This window comes from Selenomonas sputigena ATCC 35185, from assembly GCF_000208405.1.
Lineage (GTDB): Bacteria > Bacillota > Negativicutes > Selenomonadales > Selenomonadaceae > Selenomonas > Selenomonas sputigena.
In genome coordinates this window covers 39437-51436 of record NC_015437.1, presented here as the reverse complement: position 1 = coordinate 51436, position 12000 = coordinate 39437, and the positions used below count along the sequence as shown (strand labels likewise).

Here is a 12000-nt window from a genome sequence, read left to right as displayed (position 1 = left end):
ACGAAATTTATGAAAGCTGGCCCATATCTTTCCAACAAATCGGACACATTCGCAGTTCTCGGTTCATTGTCACAATCGTATCAGCAGGAATAACGCAGTCGACAATACACCCTGCACCAACCACACTATTATCCCCTATATCCGCTCCTCCTAGCAAAGTAACATTATTGCCAATCCAACAATTTCTCCCAATCTTAATCGGACGATTTTTAAAACCTTGATCTCTTTTCAATATATTCGGATTGGATATACGATGATTATGGTCATATAATTTTACATTTTCCCCCATCATCGTATATGCTCCAATAAATATATATTCCCTTGCCACGATGGAACAATCATTATTAAAAAATACATATCTACCAATTTCCACCTTTCCCTGCTCAAGAATGAGCAAAGAAAATCCCCTCCGAAAGTGCACATGACTACCAAACGAAACTTTCCTTCCAAAGAGAATTTTATAGATGAGCCGCTTGCACAAAACTCGTATATGGCTATATATATTAAGAATCAACATGTCGGCCTCTCTTTCAAGTCCTGTAATATTCAGCCTTTATGCAAATCACAGTTACCTTTTCCAATAATGCGCTTTATATAATCAAAAGAAATCTTTTTCCTTTCTTTCAAACACGCTTCGACCGACACGTAATCAATGGGGGCATGAAACACATCCTCCAGCCCGCTCTTTTCTTGATAAATTCTCTTTTCAAGACCAAATTCCGTCAACAAATCTTTAAGTTTGTTCACCCTATACGGTTCAAGAATCGTACAAAACTCCTTTTTATATTTAATGGAAAACATCGTGCCATGAAACATGGTTGTAACAATCATATCGGCACACTTAAAAAAACCAGCCCACTCAAACGGATTCAATGTATTGAAATTCTTCTCACACCACGGCATATGATACCCAACGGCCACAAGAGTTTTATTATGCTGTCTGGCAAACGAAATAATCTCATTTCGCACGGATACGGGAATGGCATTGTCAGTAGTATAAATCAATATATAATTTTTTTCGACAGGCTCTACTTCTTCGCCATTGAAATCGTACAGCAACGTAGGATCCAACACCTTGATGCACTCTTTCTGCGGAAGATTTCTCTGAAGCAATCTCATTGAATTTTCATCGCGAACAGAAATATTCCGGAATGTTTCTAATCCGGATAAAAGTTTTTTTGGGATCTCATCATTTTCATCAACAGAGCCAAAACTCGCAGCATAAGCATACTTCTCCCGTGCAGGAACACCTACGCCAAAATAAATATCATCTCCATGCGCAACACTATAATTCCATATTTCATCACTGCCCACGATAACCTTATCATAATTCGGTAAACACGTTCTATGAAAAGTGAACGATGTTTGCTTCAATAGCTTTTGACACCTTTTAAAGGCAATCAACTTCTTTAGGTTGGCTGCAAGTCTAGCGGGGCGTTTTGTCCATATCAAGCAGCGATATTCCCACCGCCAGTGGAAAAAGCCTTTATAATTCAGAATCTCAGGTTCTGCTCCCAACTTCTGCAACGTGCGATAGAGTGAATATACTTGTAAATATGCGCCATAATTGATGCCATCATGGAAAGTCAATATGCCGATCTTCATCAGTACCCTCCTCCACAATCAAACGCTTGACAACAGCAGCAGGATTACCTACTGCAACGCTATATGCAGGTACATCTGACGTTACTACCGAACCAGCGCCAATGACCGCACCCTCTCCAATGGAAACACCCTTTAATACAATCACATTGAAACCTAGCCAGGCTTTATCGCCAATATGTATGGGCGCAGCACGAACATTCTTCCATGATTTTTTTAAAAGCAATGCCTCCATATTATTCGCATTCCCGTACTCTTTTTTTCTTCAATACGGTCATGCCAATCTATCGAATGGGAATCATGGTCATATACATAGCACCCCCACACAATCGTTACATCACTACCAATATTTATGCCTGCTCGTGAAATCAATTTTGTTCCTGCATTGATAAATGTTCGATCACCTATCGAAATATGCCCTTGGTCGGATTAAAATATAAAACTGCATCCGATCCTGCACCCATTACCAATCTTCACTGCAATATCCTTCCGTGGTAAAGCAAATTGGAAATTTGCGGTTTCCGTAAAAACCGTGTCACTTGCCCCCCCTGCAAATATGTATCTTATCTGGGTTAGCTCTTAAAAAAGCATTGAGCCGATATCGGTGATACCATGAGCGCCAAGCGCTAATCATAACATACCTCCTAGCCAAAGATTCTGTGTAAGACAAAACGTATTTTTCGAATCGTTATACGAAAGATATTCCAATGTGTATATTTTCTTGCAACATACAAGAATCCCTTCCTATGATAATCTCTCCAAAACGCTTCTCTAGCAATGGGACGTTCTGTCGGGGATTGCATACGAGGCTGTTGCCACTCCAAGGAGTTTGATATATCATGACACTCGATTGCTTGAAAAATTTCATCAAAGATTCTTTCTCCCTGCTTTGTATTCACTAGGCAGAGCGATACACCATAGGCATCTTCAAATGTCGGCAGAATCTTCTCCAGTCCCCAACAATCTCCGATTGTGATATCCGAAATACGTATCGGTTTTGTGTAGGGACATGCATAACAGGATGTGCGGATGATATTTCCAGACCAAAAGAGACGATCGAAAATCTCCGTTTTTTCTTTTGATACAGCCTTGTTATTTTCAAGCTCTAAAAATGATTTTCCTGTACGCCAAGACGCTTTCTTATTCCGAAAAGTATACCATCGTATATCGGTCTGATACTCTTTCTGAATAAACTGGATATAGTCTCGAAAAAGCAGCGGGCTAGGCGTTCCATAACACACAATGTCTACTAAGAACAGCTTATGATGTGCTTTCCCTATAAAATTGCGTAAGCCATCAACCTGGCAAGGAGTTCCCGTAAAAAGTACATAACGATTTTCTCTTAAATCGGATTCGATATGTGCAAAAACGTCACCAAGAACACTTTGTACATATTTGGAGCCTCGCATCCGATTTCGTTCAATCGCATTGTCTGCTACAATATGCGAAACCACAAATGCTTCATCGAAAGCAGCACCGTATATTACACCCCCTTGATCCAATATCCAATCTGACAATGCTGTGAACATTCCGCCAGAAGTACTCCGTTCCCGAACAGATTGCATCCTATGTTTAACGGCATAAACAGCCCGAGGCGCATAATAAGTCGGCACATGATTTTGTGGACATACCTGAACACATCGTCCACAATGTACGCACAGGCTTTCATTTACTTTCGGATATAAGAATCCCTCACTGTTCTCTCGCATCGTAATCGCGGAAACAGGACAAATATGCCTGCAAGCCGTACATCCAGTACAGGACTCAAGATCATGACAAATCTTCATAGATAGTCCCTACAGTTTCATCAAACACGATAATATCCTTAAGTATGCGTTCATAATATTCATCTTTGATAGACTTCCCCTCTCTCAATCTTTGATTAATATATGTATACTGATACTCTTCAGAACGCAACTGTGCTATCTCTGATCGAAAGCGATCTGCAGGAATAACCGACGGCGCATAAGGCGGCGTAATTTGCCCCATCAGATAAAGCAAAATTCTGGCACGTTCTTGCACCGTTTCCGGCAAACGTTCATATCTTTTGATATTTTGTAGTCGTTGTTCATATTCAGCCGTCGTAGTTGAATTTATATCTACACCGAATCCATAATAATATCCCTGCCCTGCGGTAAAAACGGGAATTCCAAAAGATGCCGCTTCCAAGCCAATAGTCCCTTTACAAGTCACAACATAGTCAAAATAACGGAAGATGCTATACGTATGAAAATCCTCCGGTAAGGTATAGATCTGTTTCCAACCATATTGCCTGACCAGATGTGAAATGCTGCCTTTTTCACCATACAGCAATGCAGATGGGTGCTCTTTCACAAATACTACGACGCCTTCCACCTTGTCAAGAAGCTTGAGGGTTTCAATCAGCCATTGGTAATAATCCCTGTAAACCATAATATCACCAGAATGTGGGCGATCCGAAAAAGCATGCGCTGCCACGACAACAAATTTACAGTCTGAATCAAAAGACAGTCCGGAAAATTTACAAAGATCCTCTTTAGAATACTCCTTTTTTCCAAAAAAAGCCTGTCGATCATAGTCAGCCTTTGCTTCGCCACGAAAGCGCTCTGTCAAATATTGATCAATTATTCGTCTTGGCACCATCGCCCGACATTCCTCATACATCTGGTGCGTAATCTGACTACTGTACTTTAATGTAAAATCCTTAATTATTTTATGAAAAAGGACTCTCCCTACACTTGTCTGATAAATCTCTGCACCATATTTCGCTGCAAACTTAACAAAAGGAGAGTTGATATAATCTCCGTCCGAAAATATGAACACACCATACCTTTGCGAATGAAATATCCTCTTCGCAATATGTATATTTTTATAAAAAAGATAGGCGTCATATATATGCTTTAATTCGATTTTATCAACCGTGTACTGTTCTCTATTATGTGACAAGATTGCATCATAGAGTTCCTCTCCAATGGGGATGCCATCATACGTCATGGCGAGTATGTCGTTTCCTTCGCGCCACATGCGCCAAGCCAATATGGCTTCATACAGTACTTTAGCCTTTTCAAGCCACCCCATTTCAGCATCAAGAACAGAACGAATATGAAACGACTGATATACACTGCGTACAGGTTTGTATAAGATGTCGCTTCCACCTAAGACATCGAGCGGCATTTCCCTTTCCTTCGATAACCGTTTTGCAAACAACATTGTTTCGACAACAGGGGTAATATAGTCGCCCGCAACATAAACTAAAATACGTTTCTCCACAGTCGATGCAATCTTTTCATCTTGCCAAAACGGCGCATTCAAAGAAGCAAACTCCATTTCTCCCACAGATACGGGCTTACAGAATCGTTTTTTCAAATTCCGTTTTATAAATCGTCCAATACGTTCAATCATGAGAAAACTCCCTCAAAACACATACGTATAATATCCAGCATCAAACAATTACACCATCAACTCTGCCCTGCCTTCAGAAAAATGAACACGCAGGTCGCAAGATTCCAAAGTGCTAGTTCTATGCGCGACGGCGATGATGGTTAAATGCCCCCTTAGATTCAGAATCGTATTTGTAATATTCTGCTCCGTCTCATGATCCAATGCGGAAGTTGCTTCATCCAAGACAAGAATCTGCGGATTCAGATACAAAGCTCGCGCAATGCCAATACGTTGTCTTTGCCCACCCGATAGCTTGACACCCCTTTCGCCCACCTCCGTTTCTACACCATCCGGCAGTTCTTTCACAAACGAGCTGAGTTCCGCCATTCTCAGCACACGCTCAATACGCTCATCATCAATCTGTTCTTCCGAGATACCCAAGGCGATATTTTCTCGTATGCTTCCATCAATCAGATATATGCTCTGCGGAACATAGGCCAATATTCTGCGCCACGCAGAAATATCTTGCCATATGTCTTGTCCATCCACCTCTATTTTTCCTTGCACAGGCTTCAACAAACCAAGCAGAATGTCAATAAAGGTCGTTTTTCCGGCACCTGATGCACCTGTAATACCAACAAAGGCGCCTTTGGGGAAAGATAGCGATACCCCATCTAAGATTTTTCGCTCAGTATCAGGATATTGAAAGCAAACATCCGATATGTGAATGGCATGCTTGAAAGATACGATTCTCTCTGTACTTTTGAAAAGAATGCTTCTTCCTTTGGATTGCCTATATTTTATTTCGATAAGTTCATCATATAATTCTTCAAAAAAAGGCATTTGAAATTTTATGCCATTCGATATCGCCACCATGCGATTCGCACTCGGCATGAGACGAAATGCAGCCAATGCCAAAACTCCTAAGAGCGGAACGATATCCATCGGCGCATTCCCCAAAAATAATTTGACGACGATGAGCAACAATAAACTCGAAATCACAAATGTCTCGATCAATAACTTTGGCGTTTGAACGAATACTTGAAAGATGCGATAGGCATTTCCAAACACATCATACGCCTCAGAAAAGCGTTTTAAAAAATATCCCTCATTTCCCGTCACCTTAGTTTCTTTTATCGCCCCCAAGCCTTGATTCAACCATTTTATATACTCAGAGGCATACGCCATTTGCAGCTCGCCCTGTCGAACAATCTTTCGGCGAAACGCCTTCATAATCATATAGATCATGCCACCCATAAAGCCTGCAACCAGAATGGCGGTAAAGGCATCTACAAACACCAGCATGACCCATATGGCAAAAGCTGTAATAGTTTCAGCCAATAGCGCAAAAGTCGGCATTAAGATATTCGCAAAGACCGCTGTCCCTACAGAATTAACATTTCGTAAAAGTGTCGCCGAATTATGATCCAAATGATATATATACGGCTTGCCTAGATACGTCGCCATGAGCTGATTCGAATAATACACCTGCTGACGCATGGAAAAACGAGCCTGGAGATTGATCTGCCATGTAAGATACATATTCTTCAAAACATAGAGCATCATCAACCCTATTGCAAGAAAAATAATGAGTTCCGTATGTGTATTGATATGAAAAAAGGCTGCAAGCGTCATGACAGCCGGATTAGTCTGGAGAAAATCCGGCTGCCCCATAATGGAAATAAGCGGCAAAATGGCACCAATTCCCACCGCCTCCAGTACAGCACCAAAAACCATACAAGCAATGATAAAGGCACAATATCGAAGTTCTCTGCGAGGAAAAATCGTAAATATCTTAAAAAAAGACTTCAACATTGTTCTAATCTCCAGTCTGTTCGCTTATCTTTCCGTACGAATGGAATGGCTTAAAAAATCCTCATATGCGAGTCGGATTCCTTCTGACAGCTCCGTTTTATATGACCATCCCAACGCAGTAAGTTTTCCTACATCCAAAAGTTTGCGTGGCATACCATCCGGTTTCGATGCATCATATCGGATCTCTCCATGATACCCCACAATCTGCTTCACCAATGCTGCCAACTCAGCAATCGAAAGTTCTTTGCCAGTTCCAATATTGATCGTTTCATTTCCTGTATATTCCTGCATGAGAAAAACGCAGGCATCGGCCAAATCATCTACATAAAGGAATTCACGTTTAGGAGTTCCCGTTCCCCATATCTCAACAATCGGTAGATTTTTCTCTTTTGCTTCATAGAATCTGCGAATAAGCGCCGGCAGCACATGAGAATTTTCCGCATGATAATTATCATTCGGACCGTAAAGATTCGTAGGCATAACAGAAATATAATCCGTTCCGCATTGTCTATTGAGATACTCACAGTACTTCAATCCAGATATCTTAGCCAATGCATAGGCTTCATTTGTCTCCTCCAACGCACCCGTCAAAAGAACGGACTCTTTCATCGGTTGTGTTGCTAATCGAGGGTATATACAGGAACTCCCCAAAAAAAGAAGCTTTTTGACACCATTATGATAAGCTGCATGAATGACATTCATCTCCATCATCATATTATCATACATAAAGTCAGCGGGATAGCGGCTATTTGCCAATATCCCACCTACCTTAGCAGCCGCCAAAAAGACATATTCAGGATTCTCTTCAGCAAAGAATTTCTCTACATCGTCCTGCCGAGTCAAATCCAATTCTTTGGATGAACGCAACAGCAGATTTTCATATCCGTCGGCTTTCAGCTTGCGCATGATTGCCGATCCTACCATACCACGATGCCCTGCGACATATATTTTTGCACTTTTTTCCATGTGCTCACCCCTTGCCGTAAAGCTGCATATCTGCCCGCACCATCATAGATACTAAATCCTTAAAACCAACCTTCCGTCTCCAGCCCAGCTCTTTTTCCGCTTTGGTCGGATCTCCCCAAAGCAAATCTACTTCTGCCGGACGAAAATATTGCGGATTCACATCAACAAGGATTTTCCCTGTTTTCGTGCAAATACCTTTTTCATCTACACCAAATCCCTTCCACTCCAACTTCACGCCAACTTCACCAAATGCCAACTCTACGAACTCACGTACGGTATGCGTCTCATTCGTAGCCAAAACATAATCTGAAGGCTTTTCCTGCTGTAAAATTCGCCACATGCCCTCGACATAATCCCCAGCAAATCCCCAGTCTCTTTTGGCATCAAGATTCCCAAGAGACAGCTTTTCCTGCTTACCTGCCATGATATTCGCAACTGCTACCGTAATTTTTCGTGTAACAAAAGTTTCTCCTCGACGCGGAGATTCATGATTGAACAATATCCCATTACATGCAAACAGCCCATAAGATTCACGATAATTCACCGTAATCCAATACGAATATAGCTTCGCCGCGCCATAAGGACTCTTGGGATAAAAAGGAGTCCTTTCACTCTGCGGAGCTGTATTCGGAAGACCGCCAAAAAGTTCCGAAGTCGAAGCCTGGTAGAACTTGCATTGAATCCCGCTTTGCCGAATCGCCTCCAACAAGCGTATGGTCCCCACACCCGTAGCATCTGCCGTATACTCTGGCACTTCGAAAGATACGGCAACATGCGACTGCGCCCCCAGATTGTATACCTCGTCCGGGCGAATCTGTCCCAGCAAAGATAAAAGATTGCACGAATCCGTAAGATCCCCATAGTGTAAGAAAAATTTTTCATCCATTAGGTCAGATATGCAGATATGATCTATACGTTCTGTGCAGGGCGTACTGTGACGACGAATCATCCCGTGCACTTCATATCCTTTTTCCAACAAGAGTTCTGCCAAGTAGGAGCCATCCTGGCCTGTGATACCAGTAACCAATGCTTTTTTCATCTTTTTACCTCTTTTCGTTACGTTTCTTAAGAATCTGTATATCCGTCTCTACCATGTCACTGATAATCTCTTCAATCCCTTTTTTTGCTCTCCATCCCAAATCTTGATAGATGGCAGATGCATTCCCTACCAACGGGATCGCTCCTTCGGGGCGCAAAAACGCCTCATTGACATGAATGTATTCTTGATAGTCTAGGCCAACCTTGCCAAAGGCAATCTCCAGCAATTCTCTTACACTATGCAAAGCTCCTGTTGCAATGACATAGTCTTTCGGCATGTCTTGCTGCAGCATTTTATGCATTGCTTCCACATATTCGGGCGCATATCCCCAGTCTCGGACGGCATCAAGATTTCCAAGTTCAAGCTTATTTTCTGCACCTAAAATGATACCGGCAACGAATGATGTAATCTTCCGTGTAACAAAATTATACCCTCTTCGTGGAGACTCATGATTATAGGTAAAACCTGTACATGCATATACATTATACCTCTCCCTGTAATTTTTAATCAAGCTATGCCCTGCCATCTTAGATATTCCGTATACAGAACGAGGATTATACGCCGTTTCCTCAGACTGAGGCGCTTCTTTGACATTCCCAAAAATCTCACTAGAGCCAGCAAAATACATACGACAAGACGGACAAGTTTCCACAATACTGGATAAGATATTGTGTGTTGTCGTAAAATTATTCATCATGATAGAAAGATCATCTTCCAATGCATAGCTTACAAAACTGGATGCAGCCAGATGATAGCACTCATCTGGCCGAACTTGGACAAAAAGTTTATATACAGACAACGCATTTTCCAACGCGCATGGAACAACACGGATGCGATTCAAAAACGGCAAGACATTTCGCATCTTCTCCGCATTTTCAATGCTTGAGCGTCGAACAACACCATAAACCTCATAGCCTCTATCCAGAAGATACTCTGCCAGATATGAACCATCTTGTCCATTGATACCAGTAATCAACGCTGTCTTCATTGCACACCCTCTCTTTATCTCAATACGCGATAAAAATCCAATGTTTCTTCCGCACAGCGCTGCCACGAAAACATCTTTTCTCTCGCGCGCCCCCTGGCTCGCAACTCCTGTCGCCGGTCGGAATCTGAAAGCAATCGATCCATAACTTCTCGTATACTTTCTGGTTCATTAGGATTGAAATATTCAGCCGCATCACCTGCGACTTCAGGTATGGAAGATGTTGCTCCAGTCAAAACAAGTGTGCCATGATGCATCGCTTCCAAAAGCGGCAAGCCAAATCCCTCATATATGGACGGATATACAAACGCAGAAGCAAACTGATAAAGATTGCTCAGGACATCATCTCCACCTGAGCAATAAACCGTTCTCTCCCATATACCCATTCGAATCAAAGATTCCCTTTCACTCTTAGTGAATTCTCCACCACCAAAGCAAACAAGCTGAACATCATTTTTGTATTGCGACCCTGCAAATGCTTGGGCAAGCCCCATAAAATTCTTATAGCCTGATCGATTCCCCACATAGAGCAAATACGGCCCTTTCATTACAGGAACATCCTGCACGGATTCAGACAACGAATTTGCCAGATAGATGACACGGATCTTTTCCGCGGAAATATCAAGCAACCGCATCAAGTCTTTTTTGGTACTTTCCGATATGGCGATAATGCCATCGGCATTTCGTAAAATTTTTGCTTTCTCTTCAGCAGTCCTATCACCTAAAAAATCCTGTGGAAAAAGTTCATGAATCATATCGTAAACCGTTACGACCTTCTTCGCTCCATGAACTTCATAATCCGTATAATATGTGGGATGATATATATCAACATTTTCATTCCGTATAAAATATCTAAAATGGAAAGCGTTGATTTTTGAAATAAGCGCTCTTAAACGATAATTCCTCTTAATATGATATCCCCAAAACTTCTTATAAGCACATAGATTTCTCAATCCATACGCATTGATATTAACTCCCTCATGCAGCAAAATCGACTCTTCTTTAATCATATTTCGAATCAATTCGTAGAAGTAGCGTGATATTCCTCCATATCTCTGTTGAAAAAATATCTGTGAATCGTATAATATGTTCACGGTTATATCCCCCATGCCAAATTGTCATATGACTTAAGTTCCTGAAATAACATCAGACTTATAAATCCCTCGATCCAATGTCTTAACATAGGAGAAATCTCGTCCTGTACTCAATCGCAAAATGCGTGTCATAATTGAGATTTGCGAGCAACCCGAAAGAAACCCTCCACATCGAGATAACGTATACATATCACGCAATGCTTCCAATCCGTTCAGAAAGGGGGCATTTTCTCTTGCATTTTTCTCATGTATAATATTAATATTGCCTGATGATCGATATGTATCTTCATAATAAAGGACTTTCTTATCGTATCGCTTCAAGAAGCTTTCCAAACGCCGACTGTCATCCGTTGCTAAAAAGATGTATTCAAACTCACGTTCAAGAAGGACGTCTATCTCAGAAAAATAATCTTCGGGCATAAGCATATTGGGATGATTATTCCAATGCAATGCAAAATCTGTCCCCCGGATATGCACTGCAAGTACACGATCAAGATGAGAGCGAGTTTGAAAAAGTTTACCCATACTTTTTTCGAAATAACGTTCTGTCTCTTCATTAAAGCGGATATACTTATGCATAACATTTGCCATCGTTTTTAAATAATCATCAGTGACCCGATACCCCACAACAAGTTCTGGATTTAAATTTCCAAGGTCACGTTCGATTCGCTCCAAGTGAGCTGGGCGAAATAAAAATACCCGCTGACTTCTTAATACCTCTTCAACTGAAATATCACTCACTTGGCAAAAATAATATCCAAATGCATTCTCCACCTCATGCAAAGACGATGTCATGCTAAGATATTTACTTTTATAATATACAACAGGAGTGAATCCTAGTCGATCGGCTTCATACAAAGCATGTAACGTAGTACGAAGAGTTCCTCCTATTCCCGTTTCTCCACCGAATTCAATATAAAAAATATTTTTATCCGCATTAGCAGAGCCATATTCTCGCAATTCAAGGACATTAGGATCATGATTAATTTTTAATATCGAATCAAGATATGCCTCATCTCTCCCATAACGAATAAAGTGCAACAAACAAGCTATTCTTTTGTGCTCTTGTAAAATAACCTTAACCTTATCCCTGATTCTTTTCTTGCACCAAATCGGATTCACTCGTCCCTCACCACCTT

11 protein-coding genes are annotated in these 12000 nt (G+C 41.3%); all 11 read right to left on the bottom strand.

Translation table 11 applies throughout. The annotated features are described in order from the left end of the window. Positions 1-7: 7 nt before the first annotated feature. Entirely contained in the window at positions 8-397 is a 390-nt protein-coding gene (locus SELSP_RS00240) for an acyltransferase (RefSeq protein WP_232362352.1), read from the bottom strand. Between the two features lie 149 nt (positions 398-546). Further along, the gene (locus SELSP_RS00235) at positions 547-1605 is read right to left on the bottom strand and encodes a polysaccharide pyruvyl transferase family protein (RefSeq protein WP_006192678.1); all 1059 of its coding nucleotides are present in this window, start codon (positions 1603-1605) and stop codon (positions 547-549) included. After that, positions 1577-1837, bottom strand: a complete 261-nt coding sequence (locus SELSP_RS11785; protein WP_071585616.1) for a DapH/DapD/GlmU-related protein — start codon at positions 1835-1837, stop codon at positions 1577-1579. The genes SELSP_RS00235 and SELSP_RS11785 overlap by 29 nt, the downstream gene beginning before the upstream one ends. Positions 1838-2246: 409 nt before the next feature. After that, a complete protein-coding gene (locus SELSP_RS11780; RefSeq protein ID WP_006192677.1) occupies positions 2247-3389 on the bottom strand; it encodes a Coenzyme F420 hydrogenase/dehydrogenase, beta subunit C-terminal domain in 1143 nt (380 codons plus the stop codon). After that, positions 3373-4983 carry a capsular polysaccharide export protein, LipB/KpsS family gene (locus SELSP_RS11705; RefSeq protein ID WP_013740472.1) on the bottom strand — a complete coding sequence of 537 codons (1611 nt, stop codon included), beginning with the start codon at positions 4981-4983 and terminating at the stop codon, positions 3373-3375. The genes SELSP_RS11780 and SELSP_RS11705 overlap by 17 nt, the downstream gene beginning before the upstream one ends. 48 nt (positions 4984-5031) lie before the next feature. After that, positions 5032-6777: an ABC transporter ATP-binding protein gene (locus SELSP_RS00225; protein WP_006192675.1), complete on the bottom strand. Its 1746-nt coding sequence runs from the start codon at positions 6775-6777 to the stop codon at positions 5032-5034. Between the two features lie 24 nt (positions 6778-6801). Next, on the bottom strand, positions 6802-7743 hold the full coding sequence (locus SELSP_RS00220) for a GDP-L-fucose synthase family protein (RefSeq protein ID WP_006192674.1): 942 nt from the start codon (positions 7741-7743) through the stop codon (positions 6802-6804). Positions 7744-7747: 4 nt separating this feature from the next. Continuing rightward, the gene (gene gmd / locus SELSP_RS00215) at positions 7748-8782 is read right to left on the bottom strand and encodes a GDP-mannose 4,6-dehydratase (protein ID WP_006192673.1); all 1035 of its coding nucleotides are present in this window, start codon (positions 8780-8782) and stop codon (positions 7748-7750) included. Positions 8783-8786: 4 nt separating this feature from the next. Further along, a complete protein-coding gene (locus SELSP_RS00210; protein WP_013740471.1) occupies positions 8787-9770 on the bottom strand; it encodes a GDP-mannose 4,6-dehydratase in 984 nt (327 codons plus the stop codon). A 14-nt stretch (positions 9771-9784) separates the two neighbouring features. Beyond that, complete coding sequence (locus SELSP_RS00205; RefSeq protein WP_006192670.1) at positions 9785-10876, bottom strand: glycosyltransferase family 4 protein; 1092 nt, start codon at positions 10874-10876, stop codon at positions 9785-9787. A gap of 18 nt (positions 10877-10894) precedes the next feature. Continuing rightward, positions 10895-11983 carry an O-fucosyltransferase family protein gene (locus tag SELSP_RS11775; RefSeq protein ID WP_006192669.1) on the bottom strand — a complete coding sequence of 363 codons (1089 nt, stop codon included), beginning with the start codon at positions 11981-11983 and terminating at the stop codon, positions 10895-10897. Positions 11984-12000: the final 17 nt, after the last annotated feature.